Raw genomic sequence first — 20,094 nt, 5'->3', positions numbered from 1 at the left:
TCCTTTCGGTTTCAGATGAGCCACGCCAGCGGCGGAACTCGGGACAGCAGCCACAGCAGGACCGCGGTGGCGGCGAGACGTGAGGGCCGCTCCACGACGAAGTCCACGGCCCGGGCGACAAAGATGATCGGGAGCGCGACGCCAAGGGCGTACACCTGACCGGCGGCGCGGAACACGCCGCCTTCGGTGGTCCACTCGCCGCGGGTGGCGTAGGCCCACACCTTTTCCAGGGCGGGACGGTCGGTCGACCAGAAGTCGGGCGGGGTGAAGGTGGTCCTGATCCACGACCCGACCTCGGCGGCGTAGTCACTCGCCGTGACTTTCGCGGGTTCCGCACTGTCGGGTTGTGACTGTGCGGTTTCGGCGGTACTCTCGCGCGCGCCCGCGCGCCCTGCGCGTTGGGCCCCGGCAACCGGCTCGTCTCCACTGTGCGGGCCGCACTGTGCGGACTGTGCGGTCCCCCGCCCGGTGTCACTCTGCGTCGACATACTTGTCGGCTCCGATCGACTGGATGAAGAGCCGGTTCCCGGCCTCCACGAGGAACGTCACGACTCGCTCGGCGCTCGCCTGGTCGTGGTGAGCGGCGAGCGCGGATCGGTAGTGGTCGGCGGCGATCACCACCCGCTCTCGCGGGTCGGTGGTCGCGGCGAGCGCCTGGTTGAGGCGCTCCATGCGGCGGTGGACCCGGTTGACGCGGCGGGTGGGCTTGCCGTCTGCGCGGCGCTTACCGGCCATCGGTGCGCCCCCTCGCCACCCAGCCCGCCATGTACAAGGCGGTGGCCGCAGCAACAGCTAAGGCAGCTGCCACGCACACTTCGGCGGGGATCGTCAGGGTGACCACCGCGAAGAAGCTCACGGCGACGCCACACAGGGACCATGCCGCAGCGGTCTTCAGCCCGGTCTTCGACGGAATCGTCTCGACTCTCACTGGTTCACCGCCTTCTGGTTCACGGCTTGGTTCACCAGTTCACGGGCCTCGGTCAGCCGGTTGTAGGCGGTGCCTTTCTTGAACCCGAGCTCGTTTTGAACCACGGTCAGGGTCACGGCGTCGTAGCCGCGGTCGTGGATCAGGTCCACGACGGCCTGAACCTCGCGCGCCTTCTTCGCAGCGCGGTCACCAAGGTTCAACGTGGGCCGCTGAACCTTCGTGGTCTGTGTAGGGCGCGGTTCATGAACCTGGGTTTCATCGGGTTCAGTGGACGCGGTCGGGTCGGGTTCAGGACCGGAGCCCGGTTCAAGTTCACGACGCTGCTCGTGGACCTCCTCGCCGTGGTTCTGAACGTCGGCGTGAACCTGGGCTTGGACCTCCGAGTGGACGGGCTCTTGAACCTCCGCGTGAACAACCCGCGTCGGCGCCGTGAACCTGACCGGCGTGAACTGGTGGCCTTGAACCGTGAACCCGGTCCGTTGAACCAGCGACGTGAACCCCTCCCACGGTGCGGCAGGGGACAGGTCCGCGAGCGCGTCCGCGTTGAACATCGAGCCGAGTTGAGCGATCAGCGCCTGCTGCCGCGCCGGGTCCGCGGCGAGTCCGGCGTGCGCGACGGCGGACCGGACAGCGCGGTCGAGGCGGTGCTGCGCGACCTCGATGCGCCAGTCCCGCGCGCCGTCGCGGCGGAGCGCCCGGACCTTCGCCGCGGCCTTTGCAACCCGGGTGAGGCGCCGGTGGGCGTCGACCTCGGACGCGGTCCGCCCGGACGGCTCTGCGATCCGGAGCCACACCAGCACCCGCTCTGGGGTGAGGCGCAGGTGGATGTTGGAGCCGCCGCGGGCCTTGCGGCGCTCGATCGACATGCCCCGTTCCCACAGCCACGCCGCCAGCAGCGGCATGATGAGCCGGAACACCGCGACCTCGGGGCCATCGGCGTCCATCGCGGAGAACGCCCCGGACAGGGCAGTCACGACCCACACAGCGACGCCGTCGACGCCGGCGCGGTGGTCGGCGGACTCGCGGACGTTGCGGCGGGCCCGCAACGCGCAGGTGAACGCGGTCAGTTCCAGGACCCCACCGACAACGATGACGAGGGTGAGCGGGAACCCGAGCTTGTCGAGGAAGAACCGGCCCATGCCCTGGGCGCAGACCCCGGCGATGATGATCGCGACGAGGAAGGTGAGCTTGTTTTCCAAGGTCATCTTCTCGCCGGTGCGCTCGGGCCGGCGCGCCAGGTACGCGGTCCAGCCGAGCGCACCGGCGAGGACGATGCCGCCCGACACCAGGTACGGCCACGCGCCGGTCGCCGCGGCGGAGATCTCGGCGGGGGTGGGGATGTTCATGCCGCGGCCTCCCGCTTCCTCTGGCGCGCTGCACGCTTGTAGGCGTCGAGCTGCGGCTTGCGGAGCGCGTTGCGCTCGGCGTCTCTCCGCTTCTCGCACGTCTTGCACTGGCTGCTGTAGCCGTCCCTGGCGTTCCGGTGGAACAGGCCAAGGGGCCGCACCATCTGGCAGCCGTGGCACTGCTTCGACCCGCCGCTGATCTGGTGGAGCCGCTCGTCGCCGGTGAGCCCGCCCCACACGCCGTGGTAGAGCTCGTGGTCGTTGGCGTAGGTGAGGCACGCCAACCTGGAGGGGCATCCGCCGCAGATGTTCTTGGCGGCTTCGATGTCGTCGGGGTCGTCGGAGAAGAACAGGTCCGGGTCGCGGCGGCATGGGTTGACCGGCCGCTGTGCGGGCGCCGGGTAGGTCGGCGTCATCGGCGGTCCGGAGGCGACCGGGGTCACGCGGCGGAGCTGGCGGGCGGTCATGACTAGGTCTCCTAGTAGGGGAGGGGACGACCGGACGGGGTCCGGCGATCGGTAGTCGGATCTGGCTTGCGGGGAAGCGGCTTCGGCTTCTGTGTCTGCCGGCTCATCGCGGCGGCTCCCGCAGTGCGGTCATGCCGCGCACTGGCATCCACTGGCGGGCGCCCATGAAGCGGACCTGGTGGCCGTGGTCGCGGACCTGCACGACCTGGGCGCTTTTCCAGTAGTTGTCGGCGCCGAGGAAGAGGTACCAGTCGCCGGTCTCGGCGTGGTGGCCGTCGCCGACCGGGCCGAGGTTGTCGAGAAAGCGCCCGTTCACGACGATCTGCTTGTCGGTCGGGCTGGTGCCCGCGGGCAGCAGGAAAGCTTCCATGGCTAGACCGCCTCCTTCGCCCACAGCTCCCGGTCGACCGCGGCGAGCCACTCCTCCTGCTCGGGCGGGAGTTCGGCGGTCATCGACTCGGGGTGGTCGGCGGGCGGCTCGTTCAGCAGCACGACGGTGGTGCCGCAGATCGGGCAGTACCGCCACGGTCCGAGGACCCGCCCGGTGATGTCGCGGTCGGCGGGCTGGATCTGCCAGGGGTGGCGGCCGGTGAGGGCGTGGATGAGGCGGCGGAGGATGTTCACCGGGTCACCTCCCGGTTCAGGTCCGCGGCCTGCACACGGTGCCCGCGCGGGCACCGGTACTGGACGTGACCGCCCTCCAGCTCGCAGCGGTGGTCCGGGCACAGCGGCTTCGGCCGGGTCGACAAGAGTCGGGAGCCGGTCATGTTCCGCTCGACCAGGGTGGAGACGCTGGGGATCATGACGTCGCCTCCGCCGTGAGCTGGTCGGCGAGGGGGCCGAACGGGTCGCGTTCGGGCTCCTCGGTGGGCAGGCCCGGCGGGCGGGTGTAGGCGAGGGCGCTGACGGTGAGCCCGGCGATGTGGCCGCCCTGCTCGATCTCGGAGGCGGCGACCTGGACGGTGTTATGTCCGCCGAGACCGTACGCGAGGAGGACTGCGGCGATGTCCTGCTCGACCGCGCGGAGATCTACGGCCGGTCCGGGGACGGTCATCGGTCCGCCTCCCCGTCCTCGGTGACGTAGGTGGGGGGCCGCTGGTCCAGGTCCTCGCGGAGGGTCTGCGCAGCCGCCTCGACCATGTGACTGTCGGCGTCCCTGTCGACCAGCGCGTTCAGCGTGCCGACGACCAGGCTCCGGCGCATGTCCAACAGGTCATTCCGCTTGACCCGGTCGGCCGGGTCCGCGTCCGAGGGGTACGGCAGGGCGAGCATGTCTCGGATGGCCGCGAGCAACTCACGGACTCCCGGGTCGAGGGCGGTCATTTCTTCCCGCCCCTTGCCAGCTCCGGGTACCCGCGGCCCTTCTTCCCCCACATGCTGGAGGTCGGCGCGGTCGGTCTGCCGTTGCCGTTCTTGGTATCCTCGGCCATGAGGCCAGTTCTCCTTCTTCATTTGCGTGGGGTTGGTGGCGGTCTCGTCGGCCCCGTCCCGGTGTTGCATCACCGGGCGGGGCTCACTGCTGTTCAGGACGGGCAGCAGGTCTGCGCGTCCGCGGCCTCGTCGAACGACGAACCGCACGTCGGGCACTCGTGCCACATGGGCTGCGCTCCTTTCGGGGTAGACCTCCGCCGCCCCGCCGCACGGGGCTGGCACAGGGCCCGGCAGGGCGACGGAGGAGTTCACGACGCGCGGTCCCGGAGGGTCGCGGCAGAGCGAAGTCCCTGCAGCCGCAGGGTCTCCAGCGATTCGCACGGCTCCGAGGCGAGCCGCTCCACGTCGGTCACCACGACGGTGGGCGCGTCATCCACCCATGCCACCCGGCCGGTGACCGTGAGGCGCTGCGGGCGGCAGTCCTTGATGGTCGGCCCCATGTCGGCGCCGAGGACCCGGTACTCGCGGGCGGTGAGGCGCGCGGGGACGGACGTTCCATCGATCAGTTGGAACGACGCCTCGTACCCGCCACGGTGCGCCTCGTGGAAGGCGAACCAGTTCGCGGTCGCGGTGACGGTCACGACGGTGCCGTCGGGGAACTGGCAGGCCGCGATGTCAGCAACGGTGGTGTTGGTGGCGGATGTCATCGGTTGTCCTCTCGCGGTGGGAAGACCGTTCGGAAGGCGTCGACCAGGGACTGGCCCCAGTACGCCCCGACACGCTCCACCCACTTCTCAAAGGGACTGCGCTCGTCGGTCGCCTCCGCGGCGGGCTGCTCGGCCGTGTCGTTGGCGCTCATCAGGCGGACGCCTTCTCGCAAGCGAGCACGTTGCCGTTGACGGCCGAGGACCGGATCACTTCCGAGCTGCCGAACGACAGAAGCGACAGGTCCAGGACCACGAGCCGGAACTTGATCCCGGCGCGGCGCGACATCCGCATCACCTGCTCGACCGCGCGGCCACGCCGGAGGTCACGCAGGACCGCGTCGGCGTCCGCGATGGTCACCGAGATCAGCGGCAGGTCGTGGCGCTGGTCGCCGACCGCGAACCCCTTGATCCCGAGACCGGCGATCAACTCCGCGCGGGAGTACGTCTCCGCGAGCAGGAATGCCAGGGTCTCGTCGATTTCGCCGAATTCGCGGACGTACCGGTCGACCTTGTGGCGGCACTCGGCCATGGCGAGGAACGGGTCGATCACCCAGGTCTCCACGCCGTCGCGTTCGAGGTCGTCCTCTTCCATGTAGGTGCGGGCGAGGCTGGTTTTCCCGGACCCGACGGGGCCGTAGAACACGTCGTGGGCGTTGAGGTCGTGGTCGGTGGTGCGGTCGCTTCTCCGACCGAACATGCGGTGGTCCTTCCGGTAGGGGTTCATGCCGCGCCGTCCGAGATGGCAAGGTCGAAGGAATCGGCTGGCACGTCGAACTCGGTGGCGACGAAGTCGCGGGCCATCTCCTCGATGTCGTTCCGGTCGCTGGCCTGGGTGACGCCCACACAGTCGACGTGCACCTCGTAGCCGTGCTCCCACGGGATGAGCCGGACGTTGTAGGTGGGTCGCTCGGCGCTCATGCCGCCACCTCGGTCACCGTGGCCACTCCCTCTCGGGCCTGGGCGATCCACTTGGCGGCGTAGTCCTCGAAGCTTGTCGTGAGGCCGAGTTCCACCACGTCGGCGATGAAGCTGCGGATGAAGGCTCGGGGGATGCCCCACGTGCGGCCGAACTTCACGCCAGGGAATCGGCCCTCGCGGAGTCCGGCGTAGAGGTACTCCTTCGACCGGCCGAGGATCACGACCACGTCCGGGACATCCATGAACGCCGGTTCGGCGGACATGGGCTCCACGGGCTCAGCGGTCGGGATGCTCGGTGCGGTCTCCATGCGAGGAACTTAACACATATGTCATAGGTACACAACGGCAACGTGTTTCTTGGCGCATGACCTGCGAAAACAGCGATTTGTGCCGTTGGCGCGCTAGGGTCCATGTCATAGCCACCTGACTAAGGGGGAGTTCGTGCCCGTGCAGCGGCCAAGATCGCGCTACCGGCAGGTCGCCGATGATCTCCGAGAAGCGATCTTTCGTGGGTCGTACGGCCCCGGAGCAGCCCTGCCGAGTCAGCCTGAACTCGCGCGCAAGTACGGGCTCAACCAGACTTCGATCAGCCGAGCGATGCAGGTCCTGGAAGGAGAGGGACTGATCCGCATCGAGAAGGGCGTTGGGTCCTTCGTCATCGAGGTCCCGCCTACGGTGAAGCGTGTCCGCCGCGTGCCGCCGCGCGGGCGTGGGTCAGGGAGCAGCTTCGCCGAGGGACTCCAGAAGGCCGGTCTCGTTCCTCGCACCGAACTCGTCCAAGCGGAGGAGATCGAGCCCCCGGCGGACGTGGCGAAACGACTTGAGCTTCCTGCCGGCGAGAAGACGCTGATCCGGAAGAGGCACATGTTCGCAGACGACCGCCCGGTGCAGTGGGCTGCCTCGTACACCCCAATGTCAGTCGCAGGCAGCGTCGACACGGCCTTCCCTGACACTGGACCTTCAGGGTTCTATGAGCGGCTGGCCGAGCGCGGCCACCGTGTCGTGCGCTTCATGGAAGAGATTGAGTCGCGGCGCCCGACGGACGAAGAGGCCGAATTCCTTCGCTTGAGCAGCGCCCAGTACGTGCTGGAAGTGACCCGGTTCGCCCTCGACCGGGCAGCCCAACCCCTCGAAGTAGTGATCAACGTTTTCCCCAGTCAGATGTGGAAGCTGGCGTACGAATGGACGGCCGAAGAGTGACCTCTGAGCTACCGCTGCATTCGGTCAGCGTGACGGGCATTGTTCGCCGCGAAGACGGTCGCATCCTGGCCATCAAGCGAAGCGACGATGGCCGGTGGGTCCCCCCTGGGGGAGTGCTGGAACTCGGGGAAACGCCCCAGGACGGTGTCGTGCGCGAGGTCCTTGAGGAGACCGGAGTCAAGGTCGAGCCTGAACGGCTGACCGGTGTCTACAAGAACATGAAGCTTGGTGTCGTCTCCCTGGCGATCCTCTGCCGCCCGATCGGCGGGGAGCCGCGGCCCACGGATGAAGCATCATCGGTGGCATGGCTTCTTCCCTCGGAGGCGGAGGCGATCATGCCGGAGGCAAGAGCTGTCAGGGTGTCCGACGCACTGCGTGAGGACGGCCCTTTCATCCGCGCCCACGACGGAAGCGCGCTCATCTAGGGCGCCTACGTCGGCGACGCTAGCCAGTAGTCGTAGCTGTCGCCGTTCCCGCGGTGCGCGAGGTACCCCTTCGCTTCCAGCCAGTGGAACGCGTCCATCAGCGTCATGAACGTGAACGCGTCGTACCGCAGCGGCGGATCATCGGGCTCGCGTTCCATCGCCCGCGTGACGTGCGCGTCGTAGAACACGCGGACGTTGAAGTCGAGAAGCGAACCGTCGTCGGCCGCCGCGAGCCGAAGCGCCTCCGCGACCACCGGCATCACCAGTTCCAGCGGCGACGGGGTGGGGAACTCGGCTGGCGTGACCATCTTGGAGCCCGCCGCGAGGCTGAAGCCGTCACCGGTCGTCTCGAACGGGGGGTCTGCCCCTAGGTCGCGCATGAGAGCCAACCTATGGGGTGGTCTGACGACATGTGGTGTACTCCTCGGTCGCTCGGTCGTCAAGTAGTGCAGGTCAGCCCGAGGTTTCGCCGTGCCATTTTTGGCACAAGATCGCGGTTCAGTGCCACTTTTGGCGCAGCCGCCAGGCTTGAGGTGTGCCATTTCTGGCACAAGATCATTGTGGTCTCCTGCGGTAGTAGGTTCGGCGGGAGATCCCGAGCTTGGTCGCGGCGGTCTTCGCGTCGGACTCCCAGATGCGCATCCCGATCGCCAGTCGAAGTTCGCCACCTGCGGTGGTCCCGGCGATCAACCCTTCAAGCCAGCCCTTAAGTTCTTCGAGTTCCTCGCGGGCCGATCGCTCCGCTGGGCTCTCAGCCGCCCGCGCGCCAGGGATCCAGGAGACGCAGCGCAGAGAGATGCCGCGAGCGGTCATCGCGCGCTTCACGTCGGCGGGAGCGCAGCCTCGATGGCACATCCAGATGATGCGCTGCGATCCGCCAGCCGTGAGGCTCAGCGTCCGCTTGTTCTCGTCTGGGCGAGCGCAGACCGGACAGCGCGCGGACCACTGTCGTTTGCCTTCCGCGGTCCTGCGCGCGCCGTCCAGGTTGGCGCAGATGTGGTCCGTCAGGCAGTCTTCGGCGTCGAGGTCACAACGGTGCACGACCACCGCCGGAACCGAGCGTCGATGACGGACCCGAGACGCTTCTTGGGCTATTCTGGCGGTGCTGGTTGCTGTGGAGGCGACCGAAGCGCTTACGGCTCTCAGGCTTGTCCTGGGGGCCGTTGCTTCTATCCGGCGGTGGCATGTTCACCTCCCTTGAAGGGAGGGGAGAGCAGGAGATCCGCGAGTTCCTGAAGGTCCTCTGCATCCAGCGTTGGCTGTTCCGAGTGCAGCCGTGCGATGTAGGAGCGGGCGTGCTTCAGCTTCAGATCGCGCCGAAGGTCAGCTACGAGTTCAAGGTCGTTCGGGTAGTACCGCTTCAGGGCGGCGAGTCGGGCGCGTGTGCTGCGCCAGTCATTGTCGGGCACCGGGGTGAGCCCCTCGAACCTTCAGCCTGCTCATCCCGCAGTCTGACGCCACAGCGGCGGAGGGAGTCCAATCTGCGCGTGGCGTCCCTTCCCCAAGGGGGCCACGCTGCAGTGGCTATGGATAACCGCTGCCACCTCCGGAGAGGCCGCCTCCCGTGTGGGAGGACTTTGGCTGGTCACTGCTTGTCATTTTAGCAGGATGACCGCCGTTCGCCAGTCGGCTGCACGCAGGGCGACACACGGGCATGGATGCCCTAGCGGCCCGACCGTGTACGGTCACGGCCGGTTGCACTTGCCCAGTTCAGCAGTGCTTGCCCACTCGGTTCGCCTAGCTTTAGCCTCATGCCGAAGGCGATGAGGTTATGGGACCTGAACCGGGCGCTCCAGCGGCACGACTGCGAGATCAAATCGGACAGGGGAAGGCATACCAAGTGGATCTGCCCGTGCGGTGAGCACTCGGCCAACGTCCCGAGGCATCGAGTGGTCTCGGCGGGCGTGGTGAGGGGCACCATCGACCGCATGGCCTGCCTTCCGGAGGGATGGTTGCAGTGACGACGACTTACACAGTCCGACCCAAGCGGTGGGACCATGGGTATGAGCTGCACATCGAAGGTCTGGGTGTCACCCAGGTCGATGACCTGTCTGAGGCTGAGGAGACGGCACGAGACTTCATCGCTCTTGACCTTGAGGTCCCGGAGGATTCGTTCTCGGTGGAGATCGCACCTGCTGTGCACGAGCACGTCGAGATCCCGGCTTCGGTCGATCTACGAGACCTCGCGGCGTGGGAACGTCATATTTGGGTCACGCCAGACATGAGCGTGGCTGAGCGGGAGACCATGATCGCCATCATGAGGGTCGTGCGCCAAGACACGGATTTTGAAGACTCTGCCGAGCGTCTCTGGCTCGCTCTCAACGATGTCAGGCAGAAGCAGCATCGGTCGGCTGGGTGAATTCGTCGGTCGGAGTGGGGTGCCCGGCGACGGTGATCGCTCCACGGTGGCGCCTGGCTAGTTGACGGACGGCTCCGTTTGTACGTGATCGGCGGGTTCGCTGTGGGTGGGGTTGCTTTGTGGCTAGCATCCGGCGGCGGGGGCCTTGGGGCGGCAGTTGTCGCCCCGATCCGTTGACGCAGAGGGGCGGCATGGACACGTCGGATTTGATCGCGTTGGCGGCTCTGGTGGTCGCTGCTGCTGGGTTCGGTGTGTCGGTGTGGGCGATTGTCTACTCGCGACGGTCGGCGGCAGCTTCGAGGGACTCGGCGGATGAGGCGCGTCGGCTCCGTGAGATCGAGTCTGACCGGCGCACCGACGAGAAGCAGCGCCGCCACGAGGAACTCGCTCCCGAGTTGCCACCCGAGATCGAGGCGGTGGTCGGGGGTGCTTGGCAACTGGGCATGGGCGCTCTCTACGGAACGATCAGGGTGCGCAGGTCGTACAGAGTCCGGGCCTACGGGCGGGCCGGGGAGTCCTTGACTCCGTTGTCCCTCCCGAGCATCGTGCCTGCGGGAGAGCCGTTGCAGTTCGTGATCGAACCTTGGACGAGTGCGCTACGAACTGGCGGTGAGCCGAGCATCAAGGAGATCCTGTTCAAGTTCTGGCCGCCGGTCGAGGGGGTCGACCATGGGGAGGTCTGGAGTTGCGGGTGTGGACGACCTGGCGGGGAGACTATGGAGGGGCCGGCGCACTGGGAACGGCGGGTTCGGGTCATCCTCGACACTGAGGACTGAGCCGCTGGTGGCAGCTAGGCTGCACCGCTAGCGCTGTGATGGGAGCTTGTGTCTGATCCACCACCAGAGGCGTTCCCACCATGGCGCGTACTGGGCGCCCCAAGGCCGTTCCGGTAGATCTCTCCAGCGTCGGCGGGCTTTGAGACACGCATCATCGTCGCTGTGCAGTTCTGCGAGTTGGTCGACGAGTGCATCAAGCTGCCGATGTTCGCCTTCGCGGATGTGCTTGATGTGTTGTCCAAGGCGACGGGCTTGTTTGAGGAGGTCGCGTTTCAGTTGAGCGCTGGTGATGATCTCGTCATCCGAGGCCATGCCTGGTTCGTGCCCGTGTGTGGTGATCGGTTCACGGCTGGGGCCGGTTGCGGCAGGCTAGCCAGGACTAGCCAGCGCAGGAATTGACGGCCGATACCTCGTACGCGACAGGCGATCCGGCCCGTAGCCTTAGCGCGAGATGCGAGACAGGGAGGAGGTGCTATGAGCAAGCCGTCACAGTCGAGAGAGTCCGCGATGGCTGCGGACGACCCACTGCTAAGTGAACAAGCCGAGTCTGATGATCTTGTTCGTCTGGGGCCTCCCGGGAGCGGAAAGATGGAGGCTCTCGCGCGGCTCGTCGCTGCAGCCGCCGCTGCTCCTTCAGCATCGGCTTACGAGGCGCTGATCCAGTGGGCTCGGGAAGGACCCACGCCGACCGAGGCGGCGCTGCAAAATCTGGTTCTGCACTGGACGAGGAGTGAGCCGGCCGAAGGTGAAGTTCGACCGGGCGGGGATGCTGTCTCAATGCGGACAGTGCTGGTTGACGATGATCTCGCCGCTGAGGCTGAGGAACAGTCGGGTGACGAACCCTTGGGCAGCTTGGTCGAGCGATTGCTGCGTGACTGGTTGGCCCGGCAGCGAGTCGGTGACTTCCTGGAAGCCGCAGATGAAAAGGCTGGCCCGCTGACTGAGGACGAGTTGGAGAAGGGACGGCAGGTGTGGCGCGGGCAGGAGTAGAGCGCCGACCACCGGTGTTGCCGTCTCACGCGTTCGTTCTGGACGCCCAAGGGCTCGCTCTGCTCGCGGCCCGTAACCGAATGATGCGCGCGGTTCTGGTGGCTGCGGCCGAGGATGGGTTCGTTCCGGTGATCAGTGTGCTGACGTTGGCGGAACAGCACTACTCCGCGAGCAGTCCAGCGTTCGACTACGCGTTGTCTGTGGTGACGGTGGTGGATGCGACCCGTGCGGTGGCGGAACGAGCCGCTCAACTGCTGGCCGAGACCTCGTTGGATGGGCACGAGAACCTGATTGACGCGTTCGTGGTCGCTACGGCGTCGTTCGCCGAGGTGGCGGCGAAGGTCGCGAGTTCCGATGGTTCGCATATCCCGCCACTGTGTAAGGCAGCAACAGCGATTACGGGCCGGTCGGTCGCGGTCGTGAGACTGTAGCGGCGGGCAGCATGGACGTGCCCCCGGCGGGGGCGGGCCTTGATCAACGGGCGTACAGCGGTCTGATCTGGGACGATTAGTGTGTGACGAACCCGCTGTCGGTCCGCTGTGCCGCGTGTCTCGCGGCCCCGGGTGAGGCTTGTATCGCCACGAGTAGCGATCTGCCGCGTGAGGTTCCGCACCGTCTCCGTGCCTTGGCTACCGCGTTGGTGCTGCGCCGCTGCCCGGTGTGTGAGGGGTCGGCGTGGGCGCCGTCAGACGGGAGTTCTCTCGCCGCGGATAAGGCTCCCTGCACGGTGTGCGATGCGGCGCCGGGCGCGGCATGCACGGAGGCCGGCAAGGAGCGTGCGCGGGTGCACGTTGTCCGGGAGCGTGCGGCCGGGCGGGGGCTGTCCCGGTGCGGGGAGTGCGACGCGGTCGGCTGGGTCCCCGCCGAGTGACGCGCTGCTCACTGGTTGGTTGTCGCCGCGTCCGGGTGCGGCCGTTCCTCCTGGTTACGGAACCAGGCCGAGCCTGCGCGCTTCAGAATGGCGGTCTTCCCCTCACTGGAAAGAGCACCGTCTTGGGCTTGCCGCCGCTTCCTCGTGACCCGAACGACCCGTACCAGCCGCCGGCGCAGGCGCAGTACCCCGGGCAGATGCCACCGCCGCCCATGCCGCAACAGCAGCCTCAGGTCGTGTACGTGCAAGCGCCGCCTTCGCCGGTGCGGGCGAAGCGCGGCATGTCCTGGACCGGGCACGGACTCCATTGGACGTTGACGATCTTCACGTGCGGGATGTGGGGGATCTTCTACGTGTGCTGGTGGGTGACGGTCCGGTCGTGGCAGTCGTGGAGGAACTGGCGGAACCGTAAGAAGCACCACAAGGTGTACGGCTAGCCGACCCAGGTGATCCCTTGCACGATGACGATGCGGTCTTCCTCGTTGATCTGCAGGTGCACGACTCCGTCGCCGCCGTCGAACAACTCGAACCGGAACGACTCATCCTCTTTCAGAGGGTCGACGTGGGTCTTCTGCCACGGGTCGCGGCTGATCTCAACGAGTGTGTTGTACAGCGCTACCGAGGGCCGCTTCGGCAGACCCCGCACTTCCACGTCGGCCTCGGCGGTGAAGACCGTCCGGTAGGCGCTCACGCTTCGTGGCGGGAGAAGACCTCATCCATGGAGACATACTCTCCAACACCGTCGCGGACGTCCTGATAACGCTGATGAAAGTCCGGCTTCGCGTAAGCGGCGGCGAGGACGCTCCACGTCTTCAGCAGCTCGCGGAGTTCCCGGTACCCGCTCAGGTCATGTGAACGATCAACCGCGGCGTGGTACTCGGTGAGGAACTTGGCGCGCACGCTTTCGGGGAGCCGGTCGTGGATGACCTGCGGATCCCGGTCGTCCGGCTCCTCGTGGATGGGCTGCGCGCTCATGGTGTCGAGTGTAGGCCGCTACACACTCACAGGTTTGCTTAGCTTGGTATTGCCTGCCAAGATCGTTAGGTTGGACGGTCCTGACCTGCGGCAATGTCGGCTCTTGGTAATTGGGCAGGCAATAGTTGCAATGCGACGCCCCCCTTGTGCCTTCTGTGCCTGCCCGGTGCACACTTGGCGGATGGCGGGGAGCGGCTTCCTGGTGGGCCCGGACGGTGTCCGGGTCGAACCCGTCGAGCTCCAGCCCGTCGATGTGGCGTACGCGCGGCGCCGCCACCGCGATGCCAAGCCAGGGGACGTGTTTTTCCTAGTGACCCGCCACGGGCGCCTGCTCGGGTACTGCCGGGACATTGAGGAGGTCGCCGAACTGGTGGACCTCCGTCTGCTGCACGGCCCGGACGACGCCGCTGAGAGCGGCGGAGCCGCAGGGTAGCGCAGGGTTCATGGCCGGTCGACCACGAGTTCGGTGCAGTACAGGCTGAACTTGTCGGTGTAGTCCACGTGCCCAGCCGCCATCCTGTCCATGGACTCGACCTCGTTGATCAGCGCAGGGGGCTTTCCGAGCTCGGCCCGTTCCGCGTTTACCGCGTCGAGCATCACGTTCCGCTCGTACCGCACCCACTCGCATTCGGGGCCGTGCGGCGTGTCGATGATGTCCGGTCGCCGATCACGCTGCCGCTGCGCTCCGGTGAGGGTGGCCTTGAGACGGTCACGGATGGCGAGGCGCTCGCTGAGCGCGATAGTGCTCTCAGGCATGGTCACTCCTCCTGGCGCCGGGGTTCTCTGCGCAGTCGGTGTCGTGGTCTTCGGGCTCGGCGTCGTCGGGTGCCCAGCAGGTGCAGTCCGGGTAGCGCGTGTTCATGTCTCGACGGTGAAGTGTTCGGCGTCCTGCTGGAGCGTCTCCAACGCGACCAGCTTCTCCATGAGCATGCCCGCGGTGTGGAGGGCGCTGCGTCCGTCGCTTGTGGTGGAGCGGCCTCCGCGACGGAGGTCGTCGAGTATCCGGCGGACGGTCCGTTCCAGGTCGGCGGCCTCGCGGACGGCGCCATCCCGGTGCCGCTTGAGCGCGACGTTGTAGGCGCGAACGTCGAGCGGATCAGGCTTGGCCATGGCTACTCCTGTCGATGGCGTCCACGAATGCCTGCTCAAATCGGGCGTACTCACTATCGGTCAGCGGCACGTCCAGGTGGCGACACCCCTCCGGGATCCGGGTGTCCTGGCCGCACACATGAACGGTGATCCCGGCCCCCTGGACACCAGCGACCCACCGGCTGACCGGAAGGACCGTGTCCAACCATTGGCTGAAGGAGCCGAGGTCCCCGAACGGGACGCCGGGCAGTTCAACGCCACTGGGGGCGGCGAGCACAGACACGACGGGCATGCTCACGCCTCCTCGACTCCGCATGTGCACGCGCTCAGAGGGGACGGGGTATACCCGGCGGACCGCATCGCCGCGGCGTGTCCCTGCGCGTAGAGGGTGCCGCCCCGGCAGTCGGACGAGTGCCCGGCGGCGACGTGCCGGCGTTTGGCGTCGTAGAAGCACGCCGTGGCCTTGAAGTGCTCGTGGTCCCAGTTCCCGCGGAACCTGCTGACGAGCGCGGATTCGTAGATCGCGTGAGTGCACTGGGTGAGGAACTGCTCGTCGGTGAGTTCCGGTAGCTTGCGCGCCCAAGCGATCAAGCCGGGCTTGTAGTGGTCCTGGGCGCTGTCGAATTCCTGGGCCGCCACGGGCCCGACAATATCGATGATGCTGGCGTCGGCCATGGTTCACTCCTCGGTGGTCTCGTCTCGCCGCAGTGGGCGGCGGATCATCTCCAAGGCCCGCTGCCGGGCCCGGTCCACGGAACGCTCACGCATGGCGACCAGGATGGGCGCGATCTCCCGGACCCAGTAGTCGAGCTGCCCTGGGGACATCGCCGCGAAGCGATCCCCGCCATTGGCGCTCTCCGCGGTCACCGGACGCCCGCCCACTTCAGGTCTTCCTCGCTGCACTCGTGGGACGGCCCGCGGGGTGGGCCGCCCGGACGCAGCGTCAGTCCCGGAAGGCGCGGCGTCAGGCCATCTCCTGCAAGCTGAGGAAGCCATGTACGGCCTCGTCACGAACATCGTCGGCCCGGTCGTATTGGCTCACACGCTCGTCCTCAAGCACGAGCGTGAGCGCCGCGCCGAACCTGATGCCGCGCTCGACCATGAGGGCGGCCAGCAGCTTCGCGAGGTCGCGTCCGATCCGACCGTCACTCGTGTGGACCAAGGCGTAACGGGGGTCCGCGTACGCGCTGGCGATCTGGGCGGCGACATAGGTCGCGGCCTCGAAGGTCGATCGGGTTCGGTGGCCATGACCGTCATCTCTTCTCCCTGTCCGGTGCGCTCGGCGTTGCTCGGTGCATATGCACCACTGTAGCATGGTGCATATGCACCACAACTCCGAGAGTGAAGTTTCTGCAAATGCACCCGCTAAGATCCTGCGGGTGCCCAACAAGCCCAAGACACCCAACCGAGTCATCCGCGTAGACGACGATCTATGGCGCGACTACGGAGAAGCCTGCGAAGCAGAGGGCACGTCCAAGTCCGACGACCTGCGCGCTCACATGGCGCGGAAGGTCCGTGCATACAAGCGCCGCCAGCAGCGAACCGTTGGCGACACCGACGAGTAGTTGCCGCCGGGCGCAGGCCACCGGTTCCACCCGGTGTTTGAACGGGTCACGGGGGACGGCATCTAGATCAAGTCCCCTCTCCGGCCTTCGCTGCCCTGGGTCGTCGTGCCTCTAGTCATCTGGATCGAGGCAGGGCTGACGTTGACGCCCGGCGGCGAGCTGATGGTCACGGTTCCGCGGCCTTGTGGGGGAAGCGGGAACAACGTGAGGTTCTGAACGGCGTCGGCGAGCTCGCACACGTACGCGCCTTCGCGGGCGTCCCATTCGGTGACGAGGGTCCGCGTGTTGAGCGCTGCCTGTTCCAGGCCGACGCCGTGATTGCGGCCTCCGCACGCCCGGCAAACGCACTTTGGGTGTTTCGCGTCGTAGCACAGCTCGTCACACTGGCCCACAATGTCGGCCCCGCGGCGGACGATCAGCAGCGACGCCATCGAGTCAGCCCCTGGCCCTGGCGATCAGCCACCGATAGTGCTCACCGAGCGAGCAGTCGCATGTGCCGGGCGGGCCGTAAGAGCAGCGGTCCTCATGGAAACCAGCCGCCAGCAGTGCATCGGCTGCGTTTCGGAGAGCGCGCCGCTCGATCTCCGGGACGGCCTGCTCGGCGACGCGGTCGGCGATCTCGTACACCATCCCGCCGATGTTCGCCTCGGCGCCCGGCTGGTAGTCCCGCTTCCACATGGCGCGGGCGATGAGGGCACGCACGCCACCGTCGTTGCGGGCACGAACTATTGAGTCGGGGTCGGCGCTGGGCCAGCCCTCCGGGGCGTCGGGGATCTCGTCAGGCATGGCCGCCTCCGATGATGGCGTCCCATTGGGCGCGAACCCACGCGGCGTCACCAAGCGCGGTGTGCCGCTCGTACTTGTCCGGGTCAACACCGAGAGCCCGCGACACCTGGTCCGAGGACAGCGGCCAGTCCAGATCCGGCACCGCGGCGATGTCGCCGGGGCGTCCGTGCCGCCCGTACAGGAACCCGAACCCGACAGCGGTGATGCAGATCGGCCGGTAGTGCGCCGTGTAGGCGTGCCCGTTCGCGGCGAGGAACGGGCGCAGGAAGTCCCGGTCGAAGCTCGGGTTCGCGCCGACCACGACAGCGCCGTCGAGTATCCGCGCAAGGGTCTCAGCAACCACCGGGGCAGGCGACCAGTGAAAATGGCGGTCTTCCCCGATCATGTGCTTGAGCTGCGGGCACGCATCAGCAGCGAGGTCACACACATGCCCGGTTTGGACGTTCCCGTCGCCGGGCGTCCGCGTGTTCTCGGTGACCCGGTAGAACTGGTTCTTGGTGAGCGCGGCCGGGTCCGCCTTCGCGAGGTCGGGATAGATCCGCCACAAGTGAGCTTCGCTCATCGTCATGAACATGATGTCGCTACGCGGCGTCGAGTAGAGAGACGTGTCGATCAGACCGATCTCCCACACCTCATGCCGGGCCGGGTCGAGCCCGGTGGTTTCCAGATCAAGGAAGACGATGCGGCTCATAGCAGCCCCCGATACATGGCGAGTGGGATGAGTAAGGTCCAGCAGGCGACGGCCAGGGCCACGGCCTGAACACGCGCCCTCACGGCGACACCTCAGCCCGCTGGTGGACGGGATAGGTGACAGGCATCTCCGCCAACGCCTCCCGAATCGTGGCCGTCGCGGTTGACACGGTGGCGACGCCGTCGGTGAGGCCGCGCAAAGCGCCCCGCACTAGGGCGGCTCGTTCAAGCCGCAGCATCTCCTCCGCCAACCGGGCGCCGTGGCCGCTGGAATCGGCGACCGGTACGTCCAGGGCTTCGCGGATCGCTGTCGCTAGCTCCAGCACCTCCGAGTTCGGCGGGGTCATGACGCCTCCCCGAACACGTCCGGGTGCGCGGCCTTCCAGTCCAACCACCGCTCCGTCGGCTCACCACCGCCGATCGTGTGAACACGATCCATCACAGCCACCAGCGGAAGCGGACGGCTGCCGGGGAATCCAAGCTGCGATCCGCAGACATCGGCGCCTGCGATGAGCTCTGGCAGCGGCGACGTGCCGTTCGTGGGACCGTGGTCTTCAGGCGGTTGGCCAGGCACGCGACACCCCTCCGTAAAAGACGCTCACGGAGACAAGTTTGTCGATTCGTTCAGGAATCACCAGATCCCGGGGCTGTAGGCGGTCAGCGGGGGCGGTGCGCGGGGATGAGCTGCACCTGGACGTTCGCGTCGTAGGGCACGATCACCGTGCTGGAACCAGCCGTCCAGTGGGCGGGGATGAGGAACAGCCGTCCGTTGGACTCCAGCAGCAGGCGCAGGTCGCGGTACTCGTAGCGGAACGTCTCGCGCTTGCCCCGGTCCTCGGCCCGGAGGCCGAGGATCGGGGTCTTGGCGCGCAGCACGACCTCGGGCCGCCGGGAGAGCTGCAGCGCGTCGCGGTAGCCGCGGCTCTCGCCGTAGGCCCCGGCGAAGCTGGTGGCGGCCCAGAACAGGCCGATGACCGCGATCCCGGCGGCCAGCGCGACGGCGGCGATCTCGGGCCGGGTCCGCGCGGGGCGCGGGCCGCGCAGCCGGGCCCGCTGGTAGAGCGCGTAGACGAGGAGCGAGGGGCCGAGCGTCAGCGACAGCGGCGTGACGCCGGGCGTCTCCTCCTCCGACACGCGGGACACGAGGATCCCGACGAGCGCGCGGAACGCCAGGTAGACGCCCACAAGGGCGCAGCCGGCGAGCACGGCCCGGGGGATCCAGGCGCGGCGCGCCGTCCGCAGCCGGATCACGCCGAGGTGCGCGCCGAGCAAGGCGAGCAGGAATCCCAGCAGGACGGCCCCGAACGGGAGCATCGTCTCGGTGCCGTACAGCAGCAGGTCCTGGTTGGACAGGTCGGCCAGTTCGAGGTAGACGCCGAAGTAACGGAACCGCTGGTAGGTGGCGACGTAGCCGTACCAGAACAGGACGGCCGCGATCACCGTGGTCGGCGGGCCGACGACGGTGAGGAGCCCGAGGCGTTCGCTGAGCGGCGGCTGCGCGGCCTCCCGGCCGCCGTTCCCGCCGGGCTGCTCGGTCATCGGCGGTCAGCAGGACAGCCGGTAGCCGCTGAGGTAGTAAGTGCCGTCGTCGGAGCGGCTGACGCCGAAGGAGACCAGGCAGACCATCGTCCACCTGACCTTCACGGGCCGCTCGGCCGACGGCCGGTTCCGGCCGGAGAGCCGCGAGCACGGGTCCTCGGCGCGGGACTCGCAGTCGGTCGACAGCCGCCAGGTGACCCGTCCGCTGTAGCGGCCGGGACGCGACGGCAGGTCGGGCTTGACGATGACGCCGCACCAGCGCTCCGCCGACACCACGGCGCCGGGCTCGCAGGGGCCGGACGCGCTGTGCTTCTCGGGCACGCCGTCGCCGTCGGCGTCGAAACTCCAGGACGGCAGGCTGCCGTCCGCCCGGGGCCGCAGGCAGGCCGGTCCCGGGGTGAGGGAATTGACCGGCAGGCCGTCGCCGGACTCCGTTCCGCTCGGCTGGAACTGCGTCGTGGAGCCGATCGACAGGATCGTCGCGCGCCTTCCCCGCTGGCTCACCCAGAACAGTTTGCAGCCGCCCGCGTCGGGATTGGCGTTGCCGAGCGACGGCCCGCCCCAGCCGAGGTCGATCTCGGGCGGCGGCGGCGCCCCGGTCGCCGACGGCGTCGGGCTCGGCCCGCCCCGGCCGCCGCCGGGCGTGTGCCCGGGCTTCCCCGGCGGGCCGCCGCTCTTCGCCGTCGCGGAGCCGGTGGGTGCGCCCGGCCCCTCGGACCCGGGCTCCGGTCCGCGGCCGCCGGGCGTGCCGGTCGGCGAGCTCGCAGCGGGGGCGGGACCGCGGCGTCCCGTCCCGTCGCTCCCGGCTTTGCCGGCCAGACCGGTCAGATGGACGGCGCCGAAACCCGCCGCCGAAACGATCGCGAGCGCTGCGGCCGCCATTCCTAATCGACGTGGGAAATGCGGCACGATGAACCCCCAGAGTGACCCGTCGTTGGACGTACGGTAACAGCGCCGACGATTCCGCCCGCGGACCTGTCCGCCTCCGGTCGCCCCCGACCACGCGAAATGCGGAATACCGCCATTCCACCTCGACCGGTGAGGCCGGGCGACCGCGGGGTCAGCGGGGTCAGCGGGGTCAGCGGGACGGGG

Annotated in this window: 41 protein-coding genes; 10 read left to right on the top strand and 31 right to left on the bottom strand. The window is 67.8% G+C overall.

Annotated elements, in window-relative coordinates:
- Window positions 1-11: 11 nt before the first annotated feature.
- From FXF68_RS31045 to FXF68_RS30985, 14 genes are all read right to left on the bottom strand, one after another.
- Complete coding sequence (locus tag FXF68_RS31045; RefSeq protein ID WP_148765474.1) at window positions 12-488, bottom strand: hypothetical protein; 477 nt, start codon at window positions 486-488, stop codon at window positions 12-14.
- Window positions 472-735, bottom strand: coding sequence for a hypothetical protein (locus FXF68_RS31040; protein WP_148765472.1), 264 nt, complete (start codon window positions 733-735; stop codon window positions 472-474). Before FXF68_RS31040 ends, FXF68_RS31045 begins: the two co-directional genes overlap by 17 nt.
- A gap of 189 nt (window positions 736-924) precedes the next feature.
- Window positions 925-2,274, bottom strand: a complete 1,350-nt coding sequence (locus FXF68_RS31035; RefSeq protein ID WP_148765470.1) for a hypothetical protein — start codon at window positions 2,272-2,274, stop codon at window positions 925-927.
- Window positions 2,271-2,741: a WhiB family transcriptional regulator gene (locus FXF68_RS31030; RefSeq protein WP_246179046.1), complete on the bottom strand. Its 471-nt coding sequence runs from the start codon at window positions 2,739-2,741 to the stop codon at window positions 2,271-2,273. Before FXF68_RS31030 ends, FXF68_RS31035 begins: the two co-directional genes overlap by 4 nt.
- 103 nt (window positions 2,742-2,844) lie before the next feature.
- On the bottom strand, window positions 2,845-3,111 hold the full coding sequence (locus tag FXF68_RS31025) for a hypothetical protein (RefSeq protein WP_148765468.1): 267 nt from the start codon (window positions 3,109-3,111) through the stop codon (window positions 2,845-2,847).
- A gap of 2 nt (window positions 3,112-3,113) precedes the next feature.
- Entirely contained in the window at window positions 3,114-3,365 is a 252-nt protein-coding gene (locus tag FXF68_RS31020) for a hypothetical protein (protein ID WP_148765466.1), read from the bottom strand.
- Window positions 3,362-3,544 (bottom strand): hypothetical protein, encoded by a 183-nt coding sequence (locus FXF68_RS31015; protein WP_148765463.1) that lies wholly within the window; start codon window positions 3,542-3,544, stop codon window positions 3,362-3,364. Before FXF68_RS31015 ends, FXF68_RS31020 begins: the two co-directional genes overlap by 4 nt.
- Window positions 3,541-3,795 carry a hypothetical protein gene (locus FXF68_RS31010; protein WP_148765461.1) on the bottom strand — a complete coding sequence of 85 codons (255 nt, stop codon included), beginning with the start codon at window positions 3,793-3,795 and terminating at the stop codon, window positions 3,541-3,543. Before FXF68_RS31010 ends, FXF68_RS31015 begins: the two co-directional genes overlap by 4 nt.
- Complete coding sequence (locus tag FXF68_RS42655; RefSeq protein WP_187438180.1) at window positions 3,792-4,328, bottom strand: hypothetical protein; 537 nt, start codon at window positions 4,326-4,328, stop codon at window positions 3,792-3,794. Before FXF68_RS42655 ends, FXF68_RS31010 begins: the two co-directional genes overlap by 4 nt.
- 92 nt (window positions 4,329-4,420) lie before the next feature.
- The gene (locus FXF68_RS31000; protein ID WP_148765457.1) at window positions 4,421-4,819 is read right to left on the bottom strand and encodes a hypothetical protein; all 399 of its coding nucleotides are present in this window, start codon (window positions 4,817-4,819) and stop codon (window positions 4,421-4,423) included.
- Window positions 4,816-4,971: a hypothetical protein gene (locus tag FXF68_RS42650; protein ID WP_187438179.1), complete on the bottom strand. Its 156-nt coding sequence runs from the start codon at window positions 4,969-4,971 to the stop codon at window positions 4,816-4,818. Before FXF68_RS42650 ends, FXF68_RS31000 begins: the two co-directional genes overlap by 4 nt.
- Window positions 4,971-5,516 (bottom strand): P-loop NTPase family protein, encoded by a 546-nt coding sequence (locus tag FXF68_RS30995; RefSeq protein WP_148765455.1) that lies wholly within the window; start codon window positions 5,514-5,516, stop codon window positions 4,971-4,973. The genes FXF68_RS42650 and FXF68_RS30995 overlap by 1 nt, the downstream gene beginning before the upstream one ends.
- A gap of 23 nt (window positions 5,517-5,539) precedes the next feature.
- A complete protein-coding gene (locus tag FXF68_RS30990; RefSeq protein WP_148765453.1) occupies window positions 5,540-5,737 on the bottom strand; it encodes a hypothetical protein in 198 nt (65 codons plus the stop codon).
- Window positions 5,734-6,045 carry a helix-turn-helix domain-containing protein gene (locus tag FXF68_RS30985; RefSeq protein WP_148765451.1) on the bottom strand — a complete coding sequence of 104 codons (312 nt, stop codon included), beginning with the start codon at window positions 6,043-6,045 and terminating at the stop codon, window positions 5,734-5,736. Before FXF68_RS30985 ends, FXF68_RS30990 begins: the two co-directional genes overlap by 4 nt.
- Before the next feature lie 133 nt (window positions 6,046-6,178).
- Here FXF68_RS30985 and FXF68_RS30980 point away from each other — a divergent pair, with 133 nt between their 5' ends.
- Together FXF68_RS30980 and FXF68_RS30975 are read left to right on the top strand one after the other, a co-directional pair.
- The gene (locus FXF68_RS30980; protein WP_148765449.1) at window positions 6,179-6,937 is read left to right on the top strand and encodes a GntR family transcriptional regulator; all 759 of its coding nucleotides are present in this window, start codon (window positions 6,179-6,181) and stop codon (window positions 6,935-6,937) included.
- On the top strand, window positions 6,919-7,362 hold the full coding sequence (locus FXF68_RS30975) for an NUDIX domain-containing protein (protein WP_148765447.1): 444 nt from the start codon (window positions 6,919-6,921) through the stop codon (window positions 7,360-7,362). The genes FXF68_RS30980 and FXF68_RS30975 overlap by 19 nt, the downstream gene beginning before the upstream one ends.
- 5 nt (window positions 7,363-7,367) lie before the next feature.
- Here the strand turns inward: FXF68_RS30975 and FXF68_RS30970 are convergent, their stop codons facing one another.
- From FXF68_RS30970 to FXF68_RS30960, 3 genes are all read right to left on the bottom strand, one after another.
- Complete coding sequence (locus FXF68_RS30970; RefSeq protein WP_148765445.1) at window positions 7,368-7,742, bottom strand: hypothetical protein; 375 nt, start codon at window positions 7,740-7,742, stop codon at window positions 7,368-7,370.
- 175 nt (window positions 7,743-7,917) lie between these two features.
- Window positions 7,918-8,409: a hypothetical protein gene (locus FXF68_RS30965; RefSeq protein WP_148765443.1), complete on the bottom strand. Its 492-nt coding sequence runs from the start codon at window positions 8,407-8,409 to the stop codon at window positions 7,918-7,920.
- Window positions 8,410-8,531: 122 nt separating this feature from the next.
- A complete protein-coding gene (locus FXF68_RS30960) occupies window positions 8,532-8,771 on the bottom strand; it encodes a hypothetical protein (RefSeq protein ID WP_148765441.1) in 240 nt (79 codons plus the stop codon).
- A 548-nt stretch (window positions 8,772-9,319) separates the two neighbouring features.
- Here FXF68_RS30960 and FXF68_RS30950 point away from each other — a divergent pair.
- From FXF68_RS30950 to FXF68_RS30925, 6 genes are all read left to right on the top strand, one after another.
- A complete protein-coding gene (locus tag FXF68_RS30950; RefSeq protein WP_148765437.1) occupies window positions 9,320-9,721 on the top strand; it encodes a hypothetical protein in 402 nt (133 codons plus the stop codon).
- A 191-nt stretch (window positions 9,722-9,912) separates the two neighbouring features.
- A complete protein-coding gene (locus FXF68_RS30945) occupies window positions 9,913-10,497 on the top strand; it encodes a hypothetical protein (RefSeq protein ID WP_148765435.1) in 585 nt (194 codons plus the stop codon).
- A gap of 162 nt (window positions 10,498-10,659) precedes the next feature.
- Entirely contained in the window at window positions 10,660-10,896 is a 237-nt protein-coding gene (locus tag FXF68_RS30940; protein WP_148765433.1) for a hypothetical protein, read from the top strand.
- Between the two features lie 189 nt (window positions 10,897-11,085).
- The gene (locus tag FXF68_RS30935) at window positions 11,086-11,487 is read left to right on the top strand and encodes a hypothetical protein (protein WP_187438178.1); all 402 of its coding nucleotides are present in this window, start codon (window positions 11,086-11,088) and stop codon (window positions 11,485-11,487) included.
- A 128-nt stretch (window positions 11,488-11,615) separates the two neighbouring features.
- A complete protein-coding gene (locus FXF68_RS30930; RefSeq protein ID WP_246179044.1) occupies window positions 11,616-11,918 on the top strand; it encodes a hypothetical protein in 303 nt (100 codons plus the stop codon).
- A 676-nt stretch (window positions 11,919-12,594) separates the two neighbouring features.
- Window positions 12,595-12,795 (top strand): hypothetical protein, encoded by a 201-nt coding sequence (locus FXF68_RS30925; RefSeq protein ID WP_148765427.1) that lies wholly within the window; start codon window positions 12,595-12,597, stop codon window positions 12,793-12,795.
- Here FXF68_RS30925 and FXF68_RS30920 read toward each other — a convergent pair.
- Both FXF68_RS30920 and FXF68_RS30915 read right to left on the bottom strand, forming a co-directional pair.
- Entirely contained in the window at window positions 12,792-13,049 is a 258-nt protein-coding gene (locus tag FXF68_RS30920) for a hypothetical protein (RefSeq protein ID WP_148765425.1), read from the bottom strand. The genes FXF68_RS30925 and FXF68_RS30920 overlap by 4 nt on opposite strands.
- Window positions 13,046-13,333, bottom strand: a complete 288-nt coding sequence (locus tag FXF68_RS30915; protein ID WP_148765423.1) for a DUF6247 family protein — start codon at window positions 13,331-13,333, stop codon at window positions 13,046-13,048. Before FXF68_RS30915 ends, FXF68_RS30920 begins: the two co-directional genes overlap by 4 nt.
- 181 nt (window positions 13,334-13,514) lie before the next feature.
- On the opposite strand from FXF68_RS30915, the gene FXF68_RS30910 reads away from it, so the two are divergent.
- Complete coding sequence (locus tag FXF68_RS30910; protein ID WP_148765421.1) at window positions 13,515-13,766, top strand: hypothetical protein; 252 nt, start codon at window positions 13,515-13,517, stop codon at window positions 13,764-13,766.
- Between the two features lie 8 nt (window positions 13,767-13,774).
- On the opposite strand, the gene FXF68_RS30905 is transcribed toward FXF68_RS30910, so the two are convergent.
- The 6 genes from FXF68_RS30905 to FXF68_RS30885 form a co-directional block, all read right to left on the bottom strand.
- Window positions 13,775-14,089 carry a hypothetical protein gene (locus tag FXF68_RS30905; RefSeq protein ID WP_148765419.1) on the bottom strand — a complete coding sequence of 105 codons (315 nt, stop codon included), beginning with the start codon at window positions 14,087-14,089 and terminating at the stop codon, window positions 13,775-13,777.
- A 102-nt stretch (window positions 14,090-14,191) separates the two neighbouring features.
- Window positions 14,192-14,443 carry a hypothetical protein gene (locus FXF68_RS30900; protein ID WP_148765417.1) on the bottom strand — a complete coding sequence of 84 codons (252 nt, stop codon included), beginning with the start codon at window positions 14,441-14,443 and terminating at the stop codon, window positions 14,192-14,194.
- The gene (locus tag FXF68_RS30895) at window positions 14,430-14,720 is read right to left on the bottom strand and encodes a hypothetical protein (RefSeq protein ID WP_148765415.1); all 291 of its coding nucleotides are present in this window, start codon (window positions 14,718-14,720) and stop codon (window positions 14,430-14,432) included. The genes FXF68_RS30900 and FXF68_RS30895 overlap by 14 nt, the downstream gene beginning before the upstream one ends.
- Complete coding sequence (locus FXF68_RS30890; RefSeq protein ID WP_148765413.1) at window positions 14,717-15,097, bottom strand: hypothetical protein; 381 nt, start codon at window positions 15,095-15,097, stop codon at window positions 14,717-14,719. The genes FXF68_RS30895 and FXF68_RS30890 overlap by 4 nt, the downstream gene beginning before the upstream one ends.
- Before the next feature lie 3 nt (window positions 15,098-15,100).
- Window positions 15,101-15,247, bottom strand: a complete 147-nt coding sequence (locus FXF68_RS42645; protein WP_187438177.1) for a hypothetical protein — start codon at window positions 15,245-15,247, stop codon at window positions 15,101-15,103.
- Between the two features lie 139 nt (window positions 15,248-15,386).
- Entirely contained in the window at window positions 15,387-15,584 is a 198-nt protein-coding gene (locus FXF68_RS30885; RefSeq protein WP_148765411.1) for a hypothetical protein, read from the bottom strand.
- A 160-nt stretch (window positions 15,585-15,744) separates the two neighbouring features.
- On the opposite strand from FXF68_RS30885, the gene FXF68_RS30880 reads away from it, so the two are divergent.
- Window positions 15,745-15,987: a hypothetical protein gene (locus tag FXF68_RS30880; protein ID WP_148765408.1), complete on the top strand. Its 243-nt coding sequence runs from the start codon at window positions 15,745-15,747 to the stop codon at window positions 15,985-15,987.
- 62 nt (window positions 15,988-16,049) lie between these two features.
- Here FXF68_RS30880 and FXF68_RS30875 read toward each other — a convergent pair whose 3' ends face one another.
- The 6 genes from FXF68_RS30875 to FXF68_RS30850 all read right to left on the bottom strand — a co-directional run bounded on the left by FXF68_RS30875 (window position 16,050) and on the right by FXF68_RS30850 (window position 19,884).
- On the bottom strand, window positions 16,050-16,418 hold the full coding sequence (locus FXF68_RS30875; protein WP_148765406.1) for a hypothetical protein: 369 nt from the start codon (window positions 16,416-16,418) through the stop codon (window positions 16,050-16,052).
- A 4-nt stretch (window positions 16,419-16,422) separates the two neighbouring features.
- Window positions 16,423-16,773, bottom strand: a complete 351-nt coding sequence (locus tag FXF68_RS30870) for a hypothetical protein (protein ID WP_148765404.1) — start codon at window positions 16,771-16,773, stop codon at window positions 16,423-16,425.
- On the bottom strand, window positions 16,766-17,464 hold the full coding sequence (locus FXF68_RS30865; protein ID WP_148765402.1) for a 3'-5' exonuclease: 699 nt from the start codon (window positions 17,462-17,464) through the stop codon (window positions 16,766-16,768). The genes FXF68_RS30870 and FXF68_RS30865 overlap by 8 nt, the downstream gene beginning before the upstream one ends.
- Window positions 17,465-17,543: 79 nt before the next feature.
- Entirely contained in the window at window positions 17,544-17,810 is a 267-nt protein-coding gene (locus FXF68_RS30860) for a ubiquitin family protein (protein WP_148765400.1), read from the bottom strand.
- Window positions 17,811-18,120: 310 nt separating this feature from the next.
- The gene (locus FXF68_RS30855) at window positions 18,121-19,002 is read right to left on the bottom strand and encodes a hypothetical protein (protein WP_148765398.1); all 882 of its coding nucleotides are present in this window, start codon (window positions 19,000-19,002) and stop codon (window positions 18,121-18,123) included.
- Between the two features lie 6 nt (window positions 19,003-19,008).
- Window positions 19,009-19,884 carry a hypothetical protein gene (locus FXF68_RS30850; RefSeq protein WP_148765396.1) on the bottom strand — a complete coding sequence of 292 codons (876 nt, stop codon included), beginning with the start codon at window positions 19,882-19,884 and terminating at the stop codon, window positions 19,009-19,011.
- Between the last annotated feature and the right edge of the window lie 210 nt (window positions 19,885-20,094).

The sequence above is a fragment of the Actinomadura decatromicini genome (assembly GCF_008121305.1).
GTDB lineage: Bacteria > Actinomycetota > Actinomycetes > Streptosporangiales > Streptosporangiaceae > Spirillospora > Spirillospora syzygii.
Note: the sequence above shows the minus strand (reverse complement) of the source record. Positions and strands in the feature narration are given on the sequence as shown.

Excerpts from the sequence above, each read along its gene's own strand:
- FXF68_RS31045 (WP_148765474.1), bottom strand. The coding sequence starts at position 488 with ATGTCGACGCAGAGTGACACCGGGCGGGGGACCGCACAGTCCGCACAG.
- FXF68_RS31040 (WP_148765472.1), bottom strand. The coding sequence starts at position 735 with ATGGCCGGTAAGCGCCGCGCAGACGGCAAGCCCACCCGCCGCGTCAAC.
- FXF68_RS31035 (WP_148765470.1), bottom strand. The coding sequence starts at position 2,274 with ATGAACATCCCCACCCCCGCCGAGATCTCCGCCGCGGCGACCGGCGCG.
- FXF68_RS31030 (WP_246179046.1), bottom strand. The coding sequence starts at position 2,741 with ATGACCGCCCGCCAGCTCCGCCGCGTGACCCCGGTCGCCTCCGGACCG.
- FXF68_RS31025 (WP_148765468.1), bottom strand. The coding sequence starts at position 3,111 with ATGGAAGCTTTCCTGCTGCCCGCGGGCACCAGCCCGACCGACAAGCAG.
- FXF68_RS31015 (WP_148765463.1), bottom strand. The coding sequence starts at position 3,544 with ATGATCCCCAGCGTCTCCACCCTGGTCGAGCGGAACATGACCGGCTCC.
- FXF68_RS31010 (WP_148765461.1), bottom strand. The coding sequence starts at position 3,795 with ATGACCGTCCCCGGACCGGCCGTAGATCTCCGCGCGGTCGAGCAGGAC.
- FXF68_RS31000 (WP_148765457.1), bottom strand. The coding sequence starts at position 4,819 with ATGACATCCGCCACCAACACCACCGTTGCTGACATCGCGGCCTGCCAG.
- FXF68_RS42650 (WP_187438179.1), bottom strand. The coding sequence starts at position 4,971 with ATGAGCGCCAACGACACGGCCGAGCAGCCCGCCGCGGAGGCGACCGAC.
- FXF68_RS30995 (WP_148765455.1), bottom strand. The coding sequence starts at position 5,516 with ATGTTCGGTCGGAGAAGCGACCGCACCACCGACCACGACCTCAACGCC.
- FXF68_RS30990 (WP_148765453.1), bottom strand. The coding sequence starts at position 5,737 with ATGAGCGCCGAGCGACCCACCTACAACGTCCGGCTCATCCCGTGGGAG.
- FXF68_RS30985 (WP_148765451.1), bottom strand. The coding sequence starts at position 6,045 with ATGGAGACCGCACCGAGCATCCCGACCGCTGAGCCCGTGGAGCCCATG.
- FXF68_RS30975 (WP_148765447.1), top strand. The coding sequence starts at position 6,919 with ATGGACGGCCGAAGAGTGACCTCTGAGCTACCGCTGCATTCGGTCAGC.
- FXF68_RS30970 (WP_148765445.1), bottom strand. The coding sequence starts at position 7,742 with ATGCGCGACCTAGGGGCAGACCCCCCGTTCGAGACGACCGGTGACGGC.
- FXF68_RS30945 (WP_148765435.1), top strand. The coding sequence starts at position 9,913 with ATGGACACGTCGGATTTGATCGCGTTGGCGGCTCTGGTGGTCGCTGCT.
- FXF68_RS30935 (WP_187438178.1), top strand. The coding sequence starts at position 11,086 with ATGGAGGCTCTCGCGCGGCTCGTCGCTGCAGCCGCCGCTGCTCCTTCA.
- FXF68_RS30915 (WP_148765423.1), bottom strand. The coding sequence starts at position 13,333 with ATGAGCGCGCAGCCCATCCACGAGGAGCCGGACGACCGGGATCCGCAG.
- FXF68_RS30910 (WP_148765421.1), top strand. The coding sequence starts at position 13,515 with ATGGCGGGGAGCGGCTTCCTGGTGGGCCCGGACGGTGTCCGGGTCGAA.
- FXF68_RS30905 (WP_148765419.1), bottom strand. The coding sequence starts at position 14,089 with ATGCCTGAGAGCACTATCGCGCTCAGCGAGCGCCTCGCCATCCGTGAC.
- FXF68_RS30900 (WP_148765417.1), bottom strand. The coding sequence starts at position 14,443 with ATGGCCAAGCCTGATCCGCTCGACGTTCGCGCCTACAACGTCGCGCTC.
- FXF68_RS30890 (WP_148765413.1), bottom strand. The coding sequence starts at position 15,097 with ATGGCCGACGCCAGCATCATCGATATTGTCGGGCCCGTGGCGGCCCAG.
- FXF68_RS42645 (WP_187438177.1), bottom strand. The coding sequence starts at position 15,247 with ATGTCCCCAGGGCAGCTCGACTACTGGGTCCGGGAGATCGCGCCCATC.
- FXF68_RS30880 (WP_148765408.1), top strand. The coding sequence starts at position 15,745 with ATGCACCACAACTCCGAGAGTGAAGTTTCTGCAAATGCACCCGCTAAG.
- FXF68_RS30875 (WP_148765406.1), bottom strand. The coding sequence starts at position 16,418 with ATGGCGTCGCTGCTGATCGTCCGCCGCGGGGCCGACATTGTGGGCCAG.
- FXF68_RS30870 (WP_148765404.1), bottom strand. The coding sequence starts at position 16,773 with ATGCCTGACGAGATCCCCGACGCCCCGGAGGGCTGGCCCAGCGCCGAC.
- FXF68_RS30865 (WP_148765402.1), bottom strand. The coding sequence starts at position 17,464 with ATGAGCCGCATCGTCTTCCTTGATCTGGAAACCACCGGGCTCGACCCG.
- FXF68_RS30860 (WP_148765400.1), bottom strand. The coding sequence starts at position 17,810 with ATGACCCCGCCGAACTCGGAGGTGCTGGAGCTAGCGACAGCGATCCGC.
- FXF68_RS30855 (WP_148765398.1), bottom strand. The coding sequence starts at position 19,002 with ATGACCGAGCAGCCCGGCGGGAACGGCGGCCGGGAGGCCGCGCAGCCG.
- FXF68_RS30850 (WP_148765396.1), bottom strand. The coding sequence starts at position 19,884 with ATGGCGGCCGCAGCGCTCGCGATCGTTTCGGCGGCGGGTTTCGGCGCC.